Consider the following 20,374-nt stretch of genomic DNA (forward strand, 5'->3'; position numbering starts at 1 on the left):
TAGTAAGTCGTATATTATTGCTCAACGTCACAAAACATTCAAAAGACAGCGCAATAAGAATGAGCAGCCTTAAAATTAAAACGCCCATTAATGATAGGTCATCAATGAGCGTACTGTTATAACTGGAGCTCAGATTAGTCGGTCTTAATCTTCACCACGCCATGGCGTTTCTTGCCGGCTGAGAGTTTGACCATCCCATCCGCATTAAGGTGGCTGGAGGTCACTGTTAAGTTGGGATCAGTTAACGCAGCATCGTTGATCTTTGCACCATTTCCCTGAATTAACCGACGGGCTTCACCTTTTGAAGCGGCAAGATTGAGCTGAACGAACACCTCAAGGATAGGAAGGCCGTTTTCGAACTCCGCTTGGGAGATCTCAATGGCTGGCAGGCTTGATAAGTCTCCCGAGTTCCCTTGTTCAAAGAGCTGAGTAATGGTGGCATGAATCTGCGGTAATACCTCTGCCCCATGCGCAAGGGTCGTTGCCGCATCAGCCAGAACCTTCTTCGCATGATTGATTTCAGATCCCTGTAGTTGCTCAAGCTTCTCAATCTCGCTGAGCTCAAGCTCAGTAAACAGGCGTAAATATCGGCCGACGTCCGCATCCTCAGTGTTGCGCCAGAACTGCCAATAATCATAGGCGGGTAACCGGTCGGCATTCAACCAGACGGCACCGTTGGCAGTCTTACCCATCTTGGCGCCGCTGGAATTGGTGATCAAGGGCGAGGTTAAGCCGTAAACTTCTTTGCCAATAACACGTCGGGTTAATTCAACACCATTAACGATATTGCCCCATTGGTCAGAACCTCCCATCTGTAGAACGCAACCATACCGGCGATTGAGTTCCAAAAAGTCGTAGGCTTGCAGAATCATATAGTTAAATTCTAAAAAGCTTAAGGGTTGTTCTCGTTCTAAACGAAGCTTGACGCTATCAAAGGTGAGCATACGATTGACGGAAAAATGGCGACCAAAGTCTCTTAAAAAGCCAATGTAATTAATCTCGCCTAGCCAATCGGCATTATTGAGCATAAGGGCCGCATTAGCCCCGCTGCTAAAGTTTAAGAATTTCTTAAAGACACGGCTGATGCCGGCGATATTGTGCTGAATGGCGTCATCCATTAACAGGTTGCGCGCATCATCACGGCCAGTAGGATCACCAATCATCGAGGTGCCACCCCCCATCAGCACTAAGGGGCGATGGCCACACTTTTGCAACCAACGTAGCATCATAATTTGTACCAGGCTTCCCACATGCAAGCTATTGGCAGTAGCATCAAAGCCAATATAGGCCGTTATTGACTGGCTATTGGCCAGGTTGTCTAAGGCTTCCATATCGGTGGCTTGGTGAATAAAACCGCGGGACTTGAGTATCTGTAAAAATTCTGATTTCATAATGGCAGCTTCTTACTTAACAATTTTTTATTTTATCATATATCAAAGGCTTGCTAAATGGAACCAATTTGGGCGCTGGGGTTAATGAGTGGTACCTCGCTGGATGGTATTGATGCCGCGTTAGTGTTAACAGACGGTGAACACATCTATGAGATTGGGGAAAGCTTATATCTGCCTTATGACTCACAGTTCCAAGAATTATTAAGAACGCAATTGGGGCGGCAGTTCCCTGATCCATCTGTAGCCCAGGCCTCGACCCAGCGCCATATTGAGGCTGTCCATAAACTCATAAATATGACGACTAAGCCCCTTAAGCTCATCGGCTATCACGGCCAAACCACCTTTCATGCGCCACCCATAACTGTGCAAATGGGGGAGGGAGAAATGTTAGCTCAAGCAACTGGGGTGCCGGTGGTTTATGATTTTCGTACTGCTGATTGTCAAGCCGGAGGACAGGGCGCTCCTTTAGTCCCGGTTTATCATCAAGCTTTATGTGCTGGCCAAGCACAGCCCTTGGTCGTCGTTAATATTGGCGGCGTGGCCAACTTAACCTATATTGATGATAATATTCTAATTGCGGGCGATACTGGGCCCGGTAACGCTCTAATTAACGATGTCATGATGCGGGACTTTGGCCGCTGTTTTGATGAAGATGGCTTGCTAGCGCTTACGGGTACAGTTAATCAAGAAGTATTGGCAAGGTGGTTGCAGCATCCTTATTTTGCTCAACCCTTTCCTAAATCCTTAGATCGCAATCATTTTAGCCCGTTTATTGAGGAACTTCAGGGGGCTGAGGCAGTGGCTACCTTAACCGCCTTAACGGCGTCTTCAATTGTAATGGCTTTAAAGCTGTTACCGCAGTTGCCGCAAAAGCTCTATGTCTGTGGGGGGGGTGCCAAGAATAAGACGGTAATGCACTGGCTGGGCCTGCATGTAGAGAGTCTACTGAACTCCGATATGATTGAAGCCCAAGCTTTTGCTTTCTTGGCTGTGCGTGTCTTAAGAGGATTGCCGACATCTTTTCCCCTGACCACCGGCTGCCATAAACCTGTGTGCGGTGGACAGATAGCTTATCCTTAACCGCATTATTCAAGGGTTTAGAAATAATTGAGACTTATCAGCCAACTACGAAGTGTTGGCTGTAAGTATGGTGATGATTTAGCTCAATTGCTCAGTAACCTTTCTCGCGCCGCTCGCAGTTTAACAAAATCATCGCCGGCATGATAGGACGAGCGTGTTAAGGGGGAGGCGGCAACCATTAAAAATCCCTTGCCCCGCGCCATGGTCGCATAAGCCTCAAACTCTTCAGGGGTAATATAGCCCATAACCGGATGGTGCTTGGGAGTCGGCTGTAAATATTGACCAATTGTCAGGAAATCGACGTTTGCAGCTCTTAAATCATCCATAACTTGATAGATTTCTTGCTTGGTCTCTCCTAGCCCCACCATCAGACCGGACTTAGTGAAAATGGAAGGATCTGATTCTTTAACTTTTTCTAACAAGCGAAGGGAATGAAAATATCGTGCTCCGGGACGGACTTGGGAATAAAGGCGCGGAACGGTTTCTAGATTATGGTTATAGACATCAGGACGCGCTGCGACAATATGCTCTACCGCACCTTCTTTGCGTTGAAAGTCAGGGGTGAGAATTTCAATAGTGGTGCCTGGTGAAAAGAGGCGAATTTGGCGGATAACGCGGGCAAAATGATCAGCGCCACCATCGTCCAAGTCATCCCGGTCAACGGAGGTAATCACCACATGCGCCAGGCCCATCTTAGCGACGGCTTCCGCAACACGTTCGGGTTCATGGGGGTCCAGTAGATCTGGCCGGCCCGTTTTCACATTACAAAAGGCACAGGCTCGGGTGCAGGTGTCTCCTAAAATCATCACCGTCGCATGCTTTTTTTCCCAACATTCGCCAATATTCGGACAGGCGGCCTCTTCACACACTGTATTTAATTTATGTTCACGCATTAAATTAGCAGTTTCGCGGTAGCCGCTCGAGATAGGGGCCTTGACGCGGATCCAGTCAGGTTTGCGTTGATACGGTGTGGAGGAAGTCGTTGTCATGAAGAAACTCCTGAATTAGATGTGAATGGTTCGACCAAAGGCATTAAGAACCGATTCATGCATCATCTCTGATAAGGTCGGATGTGGGAAAATCGTGTGCATTAATTCAGCTTCTGTGGTCTCTAAAGTTTTAGCAATACCAAACCCTTGAATCAACTCAGTAACTTCGGCACCGATCATATGGGCTCCTAAAAGTTCGCCTGTCTTAGCATCAAAAATGGTTTTTACCAGTCCTTCACTATCCCCAAGTGCAATTGCTTTACCATTTCCTAAATAAGGGAAGCGGCCAACTTTTATTTCTTTGCCCGCCGCTTTGGCTTTTTCTTCGGTTAATCCGATGCTGGCAATTTGCGGCAAGCTATAAGTACAGCCAGGAATTTTGGATTTATCGAGAGGGTGAACGGTCGCGACATTAGCGATCTTTTCAACACAAATGATTGCTTCATGGCTGGCTTTATGAGCAAGCCAAGGTGCCCCCGCCACATCGCCGATGGCATAGAGACCCGGTTCTGCGGTCTGGCACCATTCATTCGTCACAATTTGATTCTTCTCAACTTTTGCTTTGGTGTGCTCTAAACCGAGATTTTCTGTGTTGCCAATAATGCCAATGGCGAGAATCACATTCGAGGCGTCGAGAGTTTCTTTGCCCTTGGCCGTTTTGGCTTCAATACGGGCTCCGGTTTGGCTCTTTTCGACCTTATCGACGGTTGTTGATAGCATAAACTTAATGCCCTGCTTCTCGAATGCTTTGAGAGCAAGAGCAGAGATCTCAGGATCCTCTTGCGGCAGAATACGGTCAAGCATTTCGATGACCGTCACTTCAGCGCCCATGGTGCGATAAAAGCTGGCGAATTCAATACCGATGGCGCCAGATCCAATAATAACCAAGGATTTAGGCATGGTCTTTGGCGTCATCGCATGCCGCGCTGTCCAGATAAGGTCACCGTCAGCCTCTAAATGGGACAGGGTGCGAGCCCGGGCTCCAGTGGCCAAGATAATATGCTTGCCTTTAATATCTTCAGCTTTTTTGTCCTTTGACTCGACGGAGATCAGGCTGTTTCCTTTAAGTTTGCCGTGGCCTTCAAACACCGTGATTTTATTCTTCTTCATCAAGTGCTTGATGCCTTGAGCCAATTGGCCGGCAATTTGTCGAGAACGCTCAATGACCTTATCAAGCATCACTTCGGGCTTGGCGACTTTTAGGCCAAATTCATGGGCATGATCAATTAAATGCTTTACTTCTGCTGTTCGCAGTAAGGCCTTGGTGGGGATGCAGCCCCAATTTAAGCAGACACCACCCATATGCTCTTTTTCAACAATTGCTGTTTTCAATCCTAATTGGGCGGCTCGGATAGCGGCTACATAACCGCCAGGACCCGCACCAATCACAACGACATCAAATTCTTGCATTTTATTAACGCCCTTTATGGTTTAAACTTAATTATGATATAGCACAAAAAAATCCCTAAACCCCAGCATAAATCGAGGTTTCTTAAAATGACTGACCAGATCGCCCACGTTTTGGTTGTAGATGATGACCGCAGATTAAGAGAATTATTAACTAAATTTTTAAAGGATGAAGGCTTCCGAGTGCAAGCGGCAGCTACAGCAGCAGAAGCGAGAATCCAACTCGCCTCGCAAAGTTTTGATGTGGTGGTCCTTGATGTCATGATGCCGGGGGAAACGGGCATCGAATTCACCACTTCCCTGCGAGAGGCGGGCAATCAAATTCCGATACTATACCTGACTGCCAAAGATACAGTTGACGATAGAATCAAAGGATTTGATAGCGGCGGTGATGACTATCTGCCTAAGCCCTTTGAGCCAGCCGAGTTGATCTCCCGTCTTAAAGCTATTTTAAGGCGCTTGGCGCCGCGCACCACCACAACGCCGGCCTCTGAACTGGTTTTTGGTGATCTGGTCTTTTGTGTAGAGGAAGGAATTCTGCGGCGCCATGAAGAACAGATTTTTTTATCTTCGACAGAGATCATTTTGCTCCGTACAATGGCGTTGTCCCTGCGACAACCGTTCTCGCGCCAAGATTTAGCTCAACGGATTGGCCACCGGGTGACTGACCGTGCAGTGGATGTACAGATTACGCGGCTGCGAAAGAAAATTGGTGATGATTCAAAGCAGCCCCGTTTTATCCAAACAGTTCGCCATATAGGATATGCTTTATGTCCCGATTCTTAAAATTTCGTCCTTCAAATTATATCAAACGTCTGCTACCAAAAAGCCTGTTTGGCCGCTCGATCATCATTTTAATGGCCCCCTTAATCATGGTGCAGATTATTCTCAGCTACATTTTTTTTGAACGCCATACGGATGCGATTTTAGATTCTTTAGCTCAAGGAATTGTCGGCGACATGCAGATGGTTTGCGATTTAGTGGACTCGGGCATGGACGACAAGAAGATTGCTAAACTCGCTCAACAAAATTTTGATTTTAAGGTGGTGATTGACCCTCAGGGCAAGGTTGTTAAATACGGTACTTATAAGGATAGATGGCTGTATCAATATATGGTCGAACAGTTAAACTCGCGGCTAAATCATTTATATTTCTTACGGATTTTTGGGGATGTCATCCATATTGAAATCCCCCATGAGCGCGGAGTGATCACCATTGAGACACCGCGCAAGCGTCTTTATAGCCGCACCACGCACCTGGTGATCATCTGGACAGCAGTTTCTGCCTTATTACTGTTTATTGTTGCCTCCTTATTCATGCGTAATCAGATCCGTCCTATCCGCCGTTTAGCCGATGCAGCAGAGAAGTTTGGTAAAGGGTCAGATGTTCCTTTCCGTCCTGAAGGGGCCACTGAAGTCAGGAAAGCAGGGATAGCTTTTATGATCATGCGCGATCGTATCAATCGTTATCTTCAAGAGCGTACCGAAATGCTCGCCGGTGTCTCCCACGATTTAAGAACGCCGCTAGCGCGCATGAAATTACAGTTGGCAATGATGAAAAAGGATTCTGAAGTCGATGACTTGCAATCAGACGTGGACGAAATGCAGCGAATGGTACAAGGATTTTTAGATTTTGCCAAAGGAGTCGGTCAAGAAGAAAATAAAGAGGTTGCCATTAAAGAAGTGATTGAGCAAGTGGTAGCAGGAATTCGTTATTTACCCCTTACCGTCTCAGTGGTGGGAGATGAGACCATTACCCATCCATTAAAAATTGAACTCTTTAAGCGTTGCTTAACTAATTTGTTGTTAAATTCGAATAGATACAGTGATCAGGCTCGTATTACCATTGATAAGTCAGATAAATTCTTGACAGTAATAATTGATGATAATGGGCCCGGCATTCCCGAATCAGAGCGTGAGAACGTCTTTCGTCCGTTTTATCGCTTAGATCCGGCACGGAACCTGGATTCTGGTAGCGTTGGCTTAGGGATGACAATCGCTCGCGATGTTATCCGTGGCCATGGCGGCACTATGGTTCTCGATGATAGTGATCTAGGGGGGTTGAGAATTATAATAAAAATACCATGTTAATATTTGTGGTATTCTTATTAAAATCTTGACGGTATAAAACTGAGTTGAGACAATTTTGATAAGGTTTTTAAATAGGAGAGTGGCATGTCACAAAACCCGTTTCAAAGTATGCAAGACATGATGAAAGACATGTCGCAGAAAATGGCAAGTGGTATTGACAAGGAGAGTATGATGCTGAGTCATCGCAAAAATATGGAAGCATTAACAGAAGCAAATCGTATGGCTATTGAAGTCATGAAGTCCATTACACAATTACAATCTCAATATGTTAAGCAAACATTTGAAGATATGGCCTCAATTATGAAGGATAGCATGGCCCATCCTCCAGCTTCAAAAGAAGCTGTTGCAAAGCATGCGAATCATGTCAAATCCCAAGTTGAAAAAGCTGTCAGCCACAGCAAAAATGTTGCTGGCACCATTGCCAACTCCCAAAAGGAAATCTTTGATCTGATGCACAAGCGTTACAGCGAAAGCATGTCAGAGATGATTGATCTACGCGAAAAGAATCGCACCAAGCACTAATCTTAAGTTAGCTGTTCTATCAAGACCCCTGCCTAAATTTGGTAGGGGTTTTTTAGTGAGTGCTGGTAGAGGCTCTTAATAAGCACGGGGAAGTGCGAGCCATAGAAAATAAATGCATATTTTATTAAGGTGATCCAATTTTTCTGTAATCTTCCAACTTTTACATTAAAGTTTAACTATTATTTAAAATTTTACCTGTATCTTTAACTTGATTATGGAATAAAACGGAGAGCAGCGATGGTGAGTCGTAGGAAATTTAGTTGGTCAGCTTTAATGGTTACTGCTGCCTGGGTAAGCTTCGATAGTTCTGCCCTGAATGCTCAACAAATCAATCCTCCTAACCGTCCGCATCCTAATCCAAAGATGGCGGCTCCGTCGTCGCAGCAGATGCCGCCTCAAAAAGCTACTGCTGCCAGCCCTCAAGGCAATCAAGATGATTATGCTTCAGAGTATCAAGATCTTTTGGAAGATAAAGAGGACGATATTACTGTTGAGCAGAATGGACAAAATACAGATGACATTCAACAGTCAGTTAAGCAGAAGAATGAGCCGGTAAAAGCTGAGCCTAAGAAACCGGGAAATGAAGTAAAAACGAGTTCTGCCAGCGGCCATCCAACCGCCCATCATCCTGTGGCTCCTGATAAGGAGATGGAGGCTAAATTTAAGGATATGCATTCTAAGCTAAAGGCAACTCATCCGCAAGAAGCCAAGAAGCTGGAAAGTGAGTATCATGCCAGTGCCGATAAGAGCGCCGTTCTCGCTAAATGGAGTCAAACGGCCATCGAATCTCAAGATATGTTAGATGCCGTCGAAGAATTACATGCTATTTATCAAGTTCTGAAGAACATTAATCTGGAGGCGGCTGAGAAATTTGAGAAGCGTGTTCAGGCGGAGAAGGATCCGCGCAAACTACTGGTCTATGCACACGGGTTACTTCTCAAATCACTTAAAGATCGCAAAAGCCAAATTGCAACAGCTCGCTCAGAACTTACCTCCATTTCTACCATTCTCGAATATGTGGATCACAAGAAAGCCGAAGAAATCTTAGCTTTTGAAAAGAGCAGTAGTGATCCGCGGGACCAGCTCGATGAAGCTTATGATCTGCTTCTCGATACCTTGGAGAAAGCCCACAAAGAGGTTGGCCTAAAACCTGTGGAATAAAGCGGGGCGGCCTATTATAAGCTGCTTTAGGGTGGCTTCAGTTAAAACGTAGATCCTCTTGCCTTAAGGAGGACAGTGCCAAAACCGATGCGACCTGAGTTAAGGTTGCGCTAGATCCTGCTTTTATTAAAAGAAGATGATTATAAATTAAATATAAAGCTTAGCCAGAAGCTAGGAAATCTATTATCGGTCTGCCGGGCCCAAAGCGCGCCGTTTTCCTCCTTACGGCAAACACGAATCAATCTCTAGCGCACCTATACAGTGCCGAAATGAAAACTTTTCCTAAACTTATTGCAGTAAACATTCATGCTTTTATAGTTGCATCGATTTTGTCTGAATAAAGCGTCTACGCGTCAGGGCAGAGGCGTTATTACCGTAAAGGCTTAAGTTTTTCAATTTTAGATTAACTTCTTTTAGGACTGCCAGTGCGGGTAATAAGCAAGGATCCAAGCGGCCAAGAAAAAACTTTTTATTTAAATCTGGAGGAGAAAAAGAATAAATGCTATATATTCCTAAATAAAATTATAACTGCTATCGGCAAACTATATTGTCTTAATCTTGACTAATTTACATTATTAGGGCCTTAAACTGTGGCATCTGTGATGCCGGCGATAAAAGCAATAATTAAGATAAGCGGTTAAATATATGCCAACTATATAAAAATAACTCAGTTACAATGGGGTTCAGCATGTTTACCAAGGTGATAAACTATAACTACAGTTCTGTTTTTGGCTGGTATTTTAACACAACTTTAAACCTTAAACTTTTGATGCGTCTGTTTCTAATTCTAATCCTTTGCTTAAACCCCAAGATTTATGCTATGGATTGGCCCCCTGTTGCTAACAGTGAAGCGGTGGCGGACACTGATGATTATCCCGTCTCCCCTACAACAGCCCAAGCTTTATTAGATATGGTGGCATGGGAGTCTAGCATAGGTCAGCCGCTTGCTCTGTCCCCCCTTAAGCATAAAGAGCCAAGCTCTCAAGAAGAAAATACGTCACCTTTAAAAAAGCCAAGATTGTCATTTGAAGAAAGTCAGGTAACTGAAGCGGAAAAAGAGGTGCTCGTCCAAGAAGAGGAAGCTGAACCTGAAATTACGCTCAGTTTGATGGCCCGGGGGATCGCCCGCCGTAATCTGGACTATGTATATCAAGGAAAGCTATTTTCAACCTATGCATGGCATGTGAAAGCGGCCTCTGATTTGCAAAGGCTGGTTAGCGAGCCCGCTACTGAGGATGAGCCCACTAACTTCTTAAGAATGCGAGTAGATGCGATCTTTCTAAAGCCAGGAGGCTTAAAGCCGTATCGTAGAAAGTATAAGATTAATTATACTTTCACTAGTAAGAAGGTAGATCCTAGAGATAGGTCTTCCTCTAAGTTCCCCATCCTTACTCGCAGCCAGCTTGTTGCTGATTCTACAAATTCTGAGAGAGTGAAGAAGCACATTAAGGAGCTTCTGGCGAATAAGGGGCGCGGACAAGAGTATAGTGAGCGAAATCGTTTCCAGCACACCGAAGTTACCGCACTTCTCTATCTCTTGGAAAAGGATGATTGGCTAAGCTCTCTTCTCGAGGGGCAGCAAGAGCAGAAGGGGAACTTGGTCTATCTGGTAATTAACTTAGTGTCTTATTACGACCCTTGTCCAAGCTGTTCAAATATGGTGCACGACTGTTCGCAAAGGGACAGCTATTTCAATAAAAAAGTGACTAAGAAGTGGATGCGCCATTTAAAAAAAGAGGCAGAATCTGAGGCAGAACAGGAACAGCTCGGGATATTCTTTGGTATTTCTGCTCTCAAAGAATATAAATCGTCTCGAGCTTTATTGCAGGCTTTATATGCAGATCCTATATCCTTAGAGCACTTCGCTCAAGGGGGCTACTTTGCGCAAATGCATTTAGATATTGGCCTAGAAGCGGCCGCTGTCGCCCCCATTTATACGACTCGATGGTTTATTCAGCCGACTGCGGCTACCTTAGAAGAGGAAGCTCTCCCTTTCAGTCAGATCAGTGAAGAGCAGAGTTATGATACACAAGCTGCCTTATACTTTGAGAAGATATTTAATGGCGGAGAGGAATCTAAAAAGTTCATCTCTCGCCTGCGGAAGAATGTTCCGGACCTCATTCCTTTGGCAGACAATCGCCCGGAATTAACTGAAGAACAGATTCGTAACAACAGAGGAAAGTTTATTGATAAGTTTGTTGAGTATAAAGAGAGGCAGGAGCAGGGGGCAAGCTCACAAGAACAAGAAGGGGCTCCGTCTAAAATTTTGAATCGTCTTATGGGGTATCTTATATCATATAGAGAGTTTAAGAAGGAGCATCATATTCTCCGCCAATACCTTGAAACCGATCTGGCTAAAATAGGCGAGAGTAGCAAGGGTCAACGAGACTCTATTCTGGGTATATACACTAACAAAATGCTGCATAAAACCAATATTATGGATGCTGCTTATCTTTTAAAATTATACGGTTACCTTTACTTAGGTGACAATGTTAAGGAGGATGATATTCCTAACAATATGAAAGATTTAAAAAAGAAACCTAAGAAAGTGGAAAAGAAGGAGAAAGATTTTTTAACTGAGCTGCAACGTATGCAGAATTCTTATAAACAGGGGACCCCTAATGAAATACTTGGGAAAACTGCGCGGCTATTAGAGAAAGTAATGCGAACGGGCAGGTTCCATCTTGAGAGAAAAAAATATTATTGGAAGAAGAAATAGTATGCCCTGTTGCGAGGTAACTTATATATTTCCATTCAAGCAACTGTAAAAGTTTAGTCTTGTTCTGCTAGGCACCCGTTTGTCGGTCATGAGTCTACCTGCAGATTAAGTTGGAACCAATTCATTTAGGGGGGATATTTGAGGGAGAGGGCTTTCCTTTTTTCTTTAATCCCTATTCCCTCGCAGCTCCTTATCTTTACTGTAGCCTTTGCACTCTTCAAATATCTTGGGCAGCATTAACTGCTAAATCTGAACTTTGTACAGAGATTCTCTTGCTTCTCCAATAACCTTCAGCAAATGCCTGATCGCTCTTAATTCTCACTTCTTTTCCAAGTGCATCGTTGGGGGTGCCATTACGGTAGGGGCTGAATTTTATAAAGGTTCATACGCTCAATAGCCACAGCACACTAGTTAATCTTACACACTAGAAGCCAGAGGGACTAGCTCCCGGTAACCGATCAGCGGTTGGAGGGTAAAATAGCAAACCTCCCCAAGGGGAGGTTAACATCATGATGGATAACGACGAAAGTGCGAGCGTTAAACTTGCATAATATCTTTTTGTTTGGAGGCTAAAATTTCATCAATCTTCTTTATATGGGCATCGGTTACTTTTTGCACCTCATCGGAGAGACGGCGATGCTCATCTTCAGAGATCTCACCATCTTTTTCGCTCTTCTTCAGGCTTTCCATAATATCACGGCGCACATTGCGAACGCTGATTTTGGCTTCTTCTGCATACTTGGCAGCGACCTTGGTTAACTCTTGACGCCGTTCCTCATTCAAAGGCGGAAGCGGAATGCGGATCAATTGCCCGTCAACAGCTGGGTTCAGCCCTAAGCCTGCATCACGGATAGCCTTCTCGACGGCCTTAATCATTGAATTATCCCAAACTTGGACCGTTAACATGCGGGCTTCGGGCACATTGATGTTGCCGACTTGGTTGATCGGGGTTGGGCTTCCATAAGCATCTACTTTAATGGCATCAAGTAAGTTAACTGAGGCACGGCCAGTACGGAGCCCTGAAAATTCTCGGTTCAAGACTTCAATGGCGCCATCCATACGACGTGCGGCCTCTGTAATACGTTGATCAGTCATAGGAAATCCTCTTTGTAAATTATGCTTCTGATATTAAAGTATACTTGCCTTTACCAGCAAGAACGTTGGCAAATCCATTTTGTTCAAAAATAGAAAAGACAGCAAGAGGAAGCTTATGCTCCCGTAATAAAGCTACAGCAGTGGCATCCATAACGCCTAAGCGATCAGCCAAAATGTCGCTATAGGATAAATGGGTATAGTGCTGAGCATCTTGATGCTTGACTGGATCTTTGTCATAGACACCGTTGACTTTGGTGGCTTTTAATAACAGATCACAATCCATTTCTAAAGCGCGCAGTGCAGCAGCCGTATCTGTGGTGAAAAAAGGATTGCCAGAACCCGCTGCAAAGATGACGACCCGCCCTTTTTCCATATGAGAAATAGCTCGGCGTCTGACATAATCTTCGCCGATGGCTTTCATGGGGATAGCTGTCATCACTCGGCAGACCATAGAATTCTGCTCAACAGCGTTTTGCAGAGCCAAGGCGTTGATCACAGTGGCCATCATGCCCATATAGTCACAGGTTGTTCGATCGATACCTAATACTTGGGAGCCTTTATCGCCGCGAAATATGTTGCCACCACCAATAACGATGCAAACTTGAACGCCAGCTTGTGTTGCCGCTTGAATGTCAGCTGCAATCTTGTGCAGCATGCGATTGCTGAGGTTTTGGGGGTGCCCCGCCTCATCAATATCAGCCAAAGCCTCCCCAGAGATTTTGAGGAGGACTCTTTTGTAAGTCATTGAGTCCTCTCTTAGTTTAGCGAGTGCCAGATGCTTGTGCCGCAACTTCTGCTGCAAAGTCTGACTCTTCTTTTTCAATCCCTTCTCCAAGGGTGTATTTGACATAGCCAGCTAGTTTAATGGGGGAGCCCAATTCTTTGCTTGCTTGATCGACCACATCCGAGACTCTCGATTGACCATCGAGAACAAAGGTTTGTTCTAACAGAACAACTTCCTCGTAGAACTTACGGACGCGACCTTCCACCATCTTTTGAATGATCTCTTCAGGGCGGCCGGTGGCACGAGCTTGTTCAATTAATACGGTTCTTTCACGCTCTAACGCTGTTGGGTCAACTTCTTCAACAGTCAACGCCAAAGGATTGGCGGCTGCAATATGCATGGCAATCTTTTTACCCAGTTCATTAAGCTTGTCAGCTGGAGCTGCAGATTCTAAAGCAACTAAGACACCAATTTTACCTAAGCCCGGGGCTGTGGCATTGTGAATGTAGGAGCTGATAACACCTTGAGAAACGCTTAAGCTTTGAGTGCGGCGTAGATTCATATTCTCGCCAATGGTGGCAATCAAGCGGGTGATTTCACCTTCAACAGTATTGGCATTGTCGTATTGTGCTGTTTTAAGAGCGTCAACACTGTCTGTACCTTTAAGAGCAATCTCAGTAATATTGCGGACCATTGCTTGGAACTGTTCATTGCGCGCAACGAAGTCTGTTTCCGCATTGATCTCAACAATTGCACCTTTGGTTCCGTTGGTGGCAACACCAACCAAGCCTTCGGCAGCTACGCGGCCAGCCTTCTTAGCGGCAGCGGCGAGTCCTTTTTTGCGAAGCCAGTCAATTGCTTCTTCAACATTCCCATTAGTTTCGGTCAACGCTTTTTTGCAATCCATCATGCCGGCGCCAGATTTTTCGCGCAGTTCGCGAACAAGAGCTGCAGAAATTTCAGCCATAATCATCTCCTGAATATAGTTAGTAAAAAATAAAGCGAATCAATTCAAATCGAAAAGAAATAATGCCCAAGCCTGGCCTGGGCGTTAAAAACTATTCAGCGTGTTCTTCAGACGCGAGCATTTCTGCAGGTAATTCTGCAGCCGCACCAATATCAATACCGGCACTTGCCATTTCTGCTTGAAGACCATCAAGAACCGCCCCTGCAACAAGTTCACAATACATCTGAATGGCGCGTTGAGCATCATCGTTTCCAGGGATAGGATAGGAAACACCAGCAGGATCGGAGTTGCTGTCGAGAACGCCAACTACAGGAATTCCTAAGCGGCGTGCTTCTTGGATGGCAATTGCTTCTTTATTGGTATCAATAACGAACAGTAAATCAGGTAGACCACCCATATCGCGGATACCGCCTAATGCTAATTCTAGCTTGTTATATTCCCGTTGAAGATCAAGTTGCTCTTTCTTTGTCAGACCTTGGCTGTGCTGATTCAGGCGCTCTTCTTGTTCTTTCATGCGCTTGATTGATTGGTTAACTGTTTTCCAGTTTGTCAATGTACCACCCAACCACCGATGGTTAATATAGTACTGACCACACTTTAAAGCAGCTTCTTTAACCTTTGCGGAAGCTTGAGGTTTTGTTCCGACAAATAGAACACGTCCACCGGCCGCAACAGTGTTGCGAATTGCCTCAAGGGCGCGGTGAAGAAGGTTAACAGTTTGCTCAAGATCAATAATATGAATATTGTTGCGAACACCAAACAAAAACGGTGCCATCTTGGGGTTCCAACGGCGTGTGTGGTGACCATAGTGAATACCAGCTTCTAATAGCTGGCGCATTGTAAATGTTGGCAAAGCCATAATTTAAGTACTCCTTTTCCGGTTATACCTCCACAGGAGAGTGACTAATGTTTATTAGCACCGGACGGTCTAGATGGCTCTCCCATCTTTACCACTCCTGTGTGTGGATTCCCCTGCATAATATCACTTCCTTGCTTAAACTGCAAAAGAAAAAGCTTGATTTTTAAATCTTACCCTAGGCCGGTTTAATCAGGAGGGCGCGGGCCAATATAATAAAATGCAAGAACACTAGTTTTCCCGTTGTCTTCTTGCATTTTTCTTTCGCAACTCTCTGGTGGGATGAGCGCTATGGCTTATCCGTGCTCATCTTATTCCCTAGACAAGAGCTTAGTTGGAGGGAGGCGCATTTAATACACCTAGCGCTTTAAGGAGGCTGACTGAACCGATTTCAGTTAAAGTGACCTTGTCTGAAGCTATATCAATATCCCAAGCTGCTTCTTGCAATTCCTCAGGGATAACAGCTTGAATCACATTGTACAGTTGCATGCCTTGTTGCAGCTCAGCGTTAGCTTCTTTGAGAACCATCATGATTATGGTGCTGGGGAGAAGATGACGATAAAATTCTGTCAGCATTCCTTCTTTGGGAAGATCAATGAGGTTTTGATAGATAAGCTGTGAATGCCGATCAAATACGACGGGCTCACTCAGGCCAATATCAGTGCCTAATACGTTCTTAAGATAACGACTTTGGTGCACCCGTTGCTGAATGACTTCATTAGGACTCATGCCAATCAATTTTTTAAAGAACATATTATCGCCTGGGCATACAGCTTCAACCATACGCTTAAGAATCGTATTAGTCCAAAATGGGACGCCCGTTAAAGCTTGAGGGACGGGGGGATCCGGGGGTAAATACGAAAGCTCTTGCGGCGGGCTGAATCGGCTGAGGTGGCATTGGGGCTATTGACGAGCCCCATTGTGTTGTTGGTAGGAGAATCTTGCTGTTCTGCTTGAAGGTCCATTTTCTCTGCATCTGAAGCTTTTACTATGCTCAAGAGAACGCTCGCTAATGCAAGCACAGAGACGAAGTATTTTAAGTGGTTATTCATTAGTAAATCCTTATGACTTCCAGAGATCGTTAAGCAGGGATGCTTAAAATAGCACAGTTTATGCGCCTAACCCCTCCTAGGGTGACTCGTTTGCCAGAAGTAAAGGTGGCATGGAGTCTTCTAGGGAGGAATCGAGCAAACTGTTCTTACTTATCGATGCTAAGGGTTATGGTGCCTTACATTAAAGGCTGCCTGGCCAAGAAAACATTCAGTCTTATGAAATACTATGTTGGAGAAATGACAAAGCCCTATAGATTAAATATAGGGCTGTTCTCGTGTCTAATATTTATCTGAGAGGGGAAAAATCAGCTTACTTCAAACAGGTTGCTATTCTTCAACCATGATAAGAATTTCTTTTTATCCTTAGTGATATCTTTAGGATAGAATGCCTCTTGGCTCACTTCAAACACTGCCTCAGGATTCTCGCTGAGAGAAAGCATTTCTTGAGAAGCTTCTGGCAGATATTTACGGATATGCAGCGTCCCTTTCTGCTTCACAAGGAGAGGGCGTTTCTTATCCGTTGTCGATTGCTTTGTTTTATGTTGAGCAACTTGAGAAGCGCGGGTGGAAGAACTTACTGCTTCTGCTTCGAATTTGTTTAGGTTTGTTAATAGCAGCTCTTCTTCAGCCTTTAGCTGATTTTTTAGCTGCTCCGTCACAGCTTCCTTCTTAAAATTTTTCAAGTTGTCGAACAAAAACTTTTCTTCAGGTTGTAGACGCTTCTGTAGATCCTGGATCACAGCCCCTTTTCTGAACTTCTTTAGGTTGTCAAATAGACGTTCTTCTTCCGGTTTCAAGAGCTCTTTTAGCCGTTGGATGGTTTCAGGTGAGGCTGGTTTCTTCTCTTTTTTTCAAGCGCAGCAGGGCGTTCGCCTTGGCTATAGTCTTCATTCTGCCAAGCTTGCTGCTTTCCTGCGCTTTCACTTAAATTGATAACTCCTGTACCTATAAACTCAACGGTGTCTGCAGGATTATCATACTTAGTAATTGTGGCTTGTACAGCGTTAATTGATAAGCTGGCAAGAATGGCAAGGGTCAAAAACTTTTGGCGCATTATGCGGCCTCCTTTATAATTATTTTTTAAGGTTTACATCCCTAATATAGGAATACCTAATATTAATTTCCATAATTCTTTTATAGAAAATCATGCAATCTATATAATATAAAATTATATATAAATTAAATGTTTAGAATTTTCTCAAAATGAATTGTCAGATGAATAAAAAATTATTTAAAGAGTGTTTATTAGCCAGCTGATCGCTTTGCTCGGATAACGGACTTAAGCTGAAGGTACCTTCAGGTCTAAGCTTTAACTATACAGTGTCCGAGTCATGATCATGATTAATCTTTATGACTATATAAATAGGTCTATATAAATTACGATGGAGGAGAGATGACTTTAAAACTTAAGAAAGCAATAATGCATAACCATAAGACCACTCTACTATTTTCTCGCAAAGTTTATGTGCTGAGTTCTCTGCCTCATAAAGGGCTTAAGGGGAAATTTAAAGCCATCGTCTGTACGGGAATGCTCTGTTTGACAACAGCCTGGTGTCAAGATATCTGCCAAATTTCCAGCTTTGATGAATTTCCTTGGGATCGATTGGGAGATAAGGAGGCCGACGAAAAAAAGATCTTTATGTTCGATATTGATGGTACCCTAATGCGAACGGATATATGGAACACAACTTATACCGTTCTTACCAGCCAACCCTATGAATCCTTGACGCAAATATGGTCGCTTCTTTCTGGGGGAGGAAAAAGAGGTGTGCTCGACCTTGGAACACGTTATGAGTTGTCTACCCTAATTGATGATCGCTTTCCGGCCGCCCTTGATGCTTTAAGGGAAAATGGTCATATTGTCTGGAATTATACGAATGTATATACGGGGAAATTATATGATACTACTTATGAGGCTCAGATCGCTTATAAGTTAGATCGACTGAAAATTAATCGTAGTCCAATATTAGTGGACCATGAACCGCAAGAGCGGGTTGAGCTTGCTCTCTATGGCGAAAATAAGCCCGCTCTTTATAAGGGGATCCTATTTAATGCAAAAAAGAGTAAATCGGGCGTATTTGAACAGTCATTTCTTCCTTGGCTGCGAGCTAATGAGTCCTATAAGGAAATCTCGCATATTGTTTATACTGACGATATTGCGAAAAATGTCTATGAAATCGGCGATGTATGCGAACGCCATCAGGTAAAGTACACCGGATTCATATGTGCTTTTCCTTAAAGCATCGCTTCCAGAATTGGTGAAATTTAGGAAGAGTTAATGGTGGAGTCCTTAATTGTAAACACAGTTAGGGGGCAATCGCTTGCCTCTTATTTACTGCCATTTTAAAAGTCTCATTCAAGCCAAGACCTATAAACTAAAGAGGCTTAGGCTGAAGTTACCTAAGACCCCTTTTAAGAGTTGGCTAATTAACTATTACTGATTTGTTCCAATAATGGGGATGAATGATTTGTTCGAGGTTTCCTCTGGCGGGTTGTTGTCTAATTTTATGGATCATCTCCTTGTTAGTCGCCATTATTTGATCGGTAATTTCAGCGTATCCATAAAAAATCTTACCTGTATATTCTGCTAAGGTATTCTTGAACTGTATTATTTCTGGCAGATAGCATTGAGCAAGCAGGAAGGCATTAAAATCGTAGGTCTTTGCTAGTTTGTCTCTTTGAATCTGAGAGTGAATAACTTCAATGTCTTTCTCCGAGAGAGCGGTAACGTCAAGAATTGTGTGATTGTGGACTAAATTCCTAATAGTCATAGCTAGCTGTGCTCCTTGGATGTCCGTTAATGACATAATCTGAATATTGCTAAAAGGAATCATTTTTAGTTGTCTTGCGGATTTATCTTCAACCATAAAATGCCAGTCTTCTAAAAAAGCATCTGCGTTTAAAATAGTCTCAAAGATGTTACCTAAGATGCGGTTATATACTTTTGTTCGCAACAGTTTTGTCCCCAGGTGACGTTTGAGTTCCCCCTTAAATTGCTGGAATATTCCTATACCTTCTAACATGTTTCTGGCAATCCACTGGGATTTAGCTATTGCTTTAAGCATTGTGGGGGTGGAAACACTTTGATACTTAATCTTAAAGCTTTCATTAGCATAAAGTGAGCACAATACTTGCTTAACTGATGGGCTGTTTGCTTCTTTCTCAATTTCCTTTTGGGCTGCGCGTAAGCTATCTTCTGCTTGATCCACAAGATCGTCGATTGAAATTGCTGCAATAAAAATATCAGCATAGTGCTGAACAATATAAGAATGGTTCTGCTTAATTAAGTCTGCTAATTTAGCCTGGATGATGGTTAATTCAGGTTTTCTAACATCCTCAATCTTGGGACGGGAGGAAGAAAGATAACGACCAAGCTGATCAGGGGTCATCCGAACATACAGCTCAATAATTTCTACTTCCTCTAGCCCATAGGCAAGAATAGATCTACTTAAAGTGGCAATATCATCCTTATAACAAGTTATTGTTAAGTCTTCAGACCGCTTATTTCGCTCTGATAAGGGACGTTTACGTATAGACAGCGTGTGGTTGCTGCTCGTTAGACATTGTCGAGAGTCATTGCCTGTGTATTCCATTATAATAGCGTTATTAATCCTTAAAGGAATTTCTGAGGGCTGGCTCGCTCGATAGGAGATGCTTGTGCTTACGCTATCATAGCTTTGGCTAAGCATACCTTTTTCTAAAGGTAAATTTCTGGGGCGGCACTTTAGTTGTTGCGACTGAGCCAAATTAAGCTCTAGAAACTTAGTGTAGTCTGGGTGTTGCTGGCTTGCAACGGAGGTAGGCTTGGATAGGATAGGTGAGGCTTTCATATCACCAGTAAAGTTATCAATGATACGACTGTGGGCATAATGGTGTGTGGAAAACTGCCCGGTCTCGCGAAGAGTATTTAATATGCTATGCTCATTTAAAAAATTAGACAGTCTGGAAATTGAATGGGAAAGGGGAAGTGGCTGCTCAACTTCTCCGCCATAAAGTAAGCTCTTCGAATAAGAGACAGAAAGTATTAAGGAAGTTAACAAAAATCTCATCATCATCACCTAATTTGGGGTTGTCTTAAAATTTAGAGCTAAAAAGATGGCACATAAATATAGCCTATGAAAGGTCTCAGATTTTTAACGTCACTATAAAATGGGATGGTTACAAGTCTTAAACAATGTTTAAAATTGGCTTATTTTTTTCCTCGAAATAGATAGGAAATTTATTAAATATGTAATGCTTTAGGGGGCTTAAGTATTTTGGCTCGCCTCGATAGCTATTATTTGCCTTTATTGGACGTCCTTGAGCCTAAATGTTTGACTCT

The 20,374-nt window shown here is 43.7% G+C and carries 19 protein-coding genes; 7 read left to right on the top strand and 12 right to left on the bottom strand.

Annotated features, from left to right (window positions below; translation table 11 throughout):
* Positions 1–134 precede the first annotated feature (134 nt).
* Positions 135–1,391: a tyrosine--tRNA ligase gene (tyrS, locus tag HMO_RS0110730; RefSeq protein ID WP_010302762.1), complete on the bottom strand. Its 1,257-nt coding sequence runs from the start codon at positions 1,389–1,391 to the stop codon at positions 135–137.
* A gap of 57 nt (positions 1,392–1,448) precedes the next feature.
* On the opposite strand from tyrS, the gene HMO_RS0110735 reads away from it, so the two are divergent.
* Positions 1,449–2,471, top strand: a complete 1,023-nt coding sequence (locus HMO_RS0110735; protein ID WP_010302764.1) for an anhydro-N-acetylmuramic acid kinase — start codon at positions 1,449–1,451, stop codon at positions 2,469–2,471.
* A gap of 83 nt (positions 2,472–2,554) precedes the next feature.
* Here HMO_RS0110735 and lipA read toward each other — a convergent pair whose 3' ends face one another.
* Both lipA and lpdA read right to left on the bottom strand, forming a co-directional pair.
* Positions 2,555–3,460, bottom strand: coding sequence for a lipoyl synthase (gene lipA, locus HMO_RS0110740; RefSeq protein ID WP_010302767.1), 906 nt, complete (start codon positions 3,458–3,460; stop codon positions 2,555–2,557).
* Positions 3,461–3,475: 15 nt separating this feature from the next.
* On the bottom strand, positions 3,476–4,870 hold the full coding sequence (lpdA, locus tag HMO_RS0110745; RefSeq protein ID WP_010302771.1) for a dihydrolipoyl dehydrogenase: 1,395 nt from the start codon (positions 4,868–4,870) through the stop codon (positions 3,476–3,478).
* A gap of 87 nt (positions 4,871–4,957) precedes the next feature.
* Here lpdA and HMO_RS0110750 point away from each other — a divergent pair, with 87 nt between their 5' ends.
* From HMO_RS0110750 to HMO_RS0110770, 5 genes are all read left to right on the top strand, one after another.
* On the top strand, positions 4,958–5,653 hold the full coding sequence (locus HMO_RS0110750) for a response regulator (protein ID WP_010302774.1): 696 nt from the start codon (positions 4,958–4,960) through the stop codon (positions 5,651–5,653).
* Positions 5,638–6,957 (top strand): ATP-binding protein, encoded by a 1,320-nt coding sequence (locus tag HMO_RS0110755; protein ID WP_010302777.1) that lies wholly within the window; start codon positions 5,638–5,640, stop codon positions 6,955–6,957. The genes HMO_RS0110750 and HMO_RS0110755 overlap by 16 nt, the downstream gene beginning before the upstream one ends.
* Before the next feature lie 84 nt (positions 6,958–7,041).
* Positions 7,042–7,479 carry a phasin family protein gene (locus HMO_RS0110760; RefSeq protein WP_010302780.1) on the top strand — a complete coding sequence of 146 codons (438 nt, stop codon included), beginning with the start codon at positions 7,042–7,044 and terminating at the stop codon, positions 7,477–7,479.
* Between the two features lie 237 nt (positions 7,480–7,716).
* A complete protein-coding gene (locus tag HMO_RS0110765) occupies positions 7,717–8,640 on the top strand; it encodes a hypothetical protein (RefSeq protein ID WP_010302783.1) in 924 nt (307 codons plus the stop codon).
* Between the two features lie 688 nt (positions 8,641–9,328).
* Positions 9,329–11,359, top strand: a complete 2,031-nt coding sequence (locus HMO_RS0110770) for a hypothetical protein (RefSeq protein ID WP_010302786.1) — start codon at positions 9,329–9,331, stop codon at positions 11,357–11,359.
* Between the two features lie 537 nt (positions 11,360–11,896).
* On the opposite strand, the gene frr is transcribed toward HMO_RS0110770, so the two are convergent.
* From frr to HMO_RS0110810, 8 genes are all read right to left on the bottom strand, one after another.
* The gene (gene frr, locus HMO_RS0110775) at positions 11,897–12,454 is read right to left on the bottom strand and encodes a ribosome recycling factor (protein ID WP_010302789.1); all 558 of its coding nucleotides are present in this window, start codon (positions 12,452–12,454) and stop codon (positions 11,897–11,899) included.
* 19 nt (positions 12,455–12,473) lie between these two features.
* Positions 12,474–13,199, bottom strand: a complete 726-nt coding sequence (gene pyrH / locus HMO_RS0110780; protein WP_010302792.1) for a UMP kinase — start codon at positions 13,197–13,199, stop codon at positions 12,474–12,476.
* A 16-nt stretch (positions 13,200–13,215) separates the two neighbouring features.
* Positions 13,216–14,145, bottom strand: coding sequence for a translation elongation factor Ts (gene tsf / locus HMO_RS0110785; protein WP_010302795.1), 930 nt, complete (start codon positions 14,143–14,145; stop codon positions 13,216–13,218).
* A gap of 91 nt (positions 14,146–14,236) precedes the next feature.
* The gene (gene rpsB / locus HMO_RS0110790) at positions 14,237–15,004 is read right to left on the bottom strand and encodes a 30S ribosomal protein S2 (RefSeq protein ID WP_010302800.1); all 768 of its coding nucleotides are present in this window, start codon (positions 15,002–15,004) and stop codon (positions 14,237–14,239) included.
* A gap of 327 nt (positions 15,005–15,331) precedes the next feature.
* The gene (locus HMO_RS0110795; protein WP_029448934.1) at positions 15,332–15,754 is read right to left on the bottom strand and encodes a hypothetical protein; all 423 of its coding nucleotides are present in this window, start codon (positions 15,752–15,754) and stop codon (positions 15,332–15,334) included.
* 68 nt (positions 15,755–15,822) lie between these two features.
* A complete protein-coding gene (locus HMO_RS0110800; RefSeq protein WP_010302815.1) occupies positions 15,823–16,053 on the bottom strand; it encodes a hypothetical protein in 231 nt (76 codons plus the stop codon).
* Positions 16,054–16,358: 305 nt separating this feature from the next.
* A complete protein-coding gene (locus HMO_RS0110805; protein ID WP_010302830.1) occupies positions 16,359–16,850 on the bottom strand; it encodes a hypothetical protein in 492 nt (163 codons plus the stop codon).
* Positions 16,851–16,858: 8 nt separating this feature from the next.
* The gene (locus HMO_RS0110810; protein ID WP_010302833.1) at positions 16,859–17,107 is read right to left on the bottom strand and encodes a hypothetical protein; all 249 of its coding nucleotides are present in this window, start codon (positions 17,105–17,107) and stop codon (positions 16,859–16,861) included.
* Between the two features lie 339 nt (positions 17,108–17,446).
* Between HMO_RS0110810 and HMO_RS0110815 the strand changes: the two genes are divergently transcribed.
* Positions 17,447–18,292, top strand: a complete 846-nt coding sequence (locus tag HMO_RS0110815) for a DUF2608 domain-containing protein (RefSeq protein WP_010302836.1) — start codon at positions 17,447–17,449, stop codon at positions 18,290–18,292.
* Positions 18,293–18,476: 184 nt separating this feature from the next.
* Here the strand turns inward: HMO_RS0110815 and HMO_RS0110820 are convergent, their stop codons facing one another.
* Positions 18,477–20,108 (bottom strand): hypothetical protein, encoded by a 1,632-nt coding sequence (locus HMO_RS0110820; protein WP_175282121.1) that lies wholly within the window; start codon positions 20,106–20,108, stop codon positions 18,477–18,479.
* Positions 20,109–20,374: the final 266 nt, after the last annotated feature.

It is taken from the genome of Candidatus Odyssella thessalonicensis L13 (assembly GCF_000190415.1).
Taxonomy (GTDB): domain Bacteria; phylum Pseudomonadota; class Alphaproteobacteria; order Paracaedibacterales; family Paracaedibacteraceae; genus Paracaedibacter; species Paracaedibacter thessalonicensis.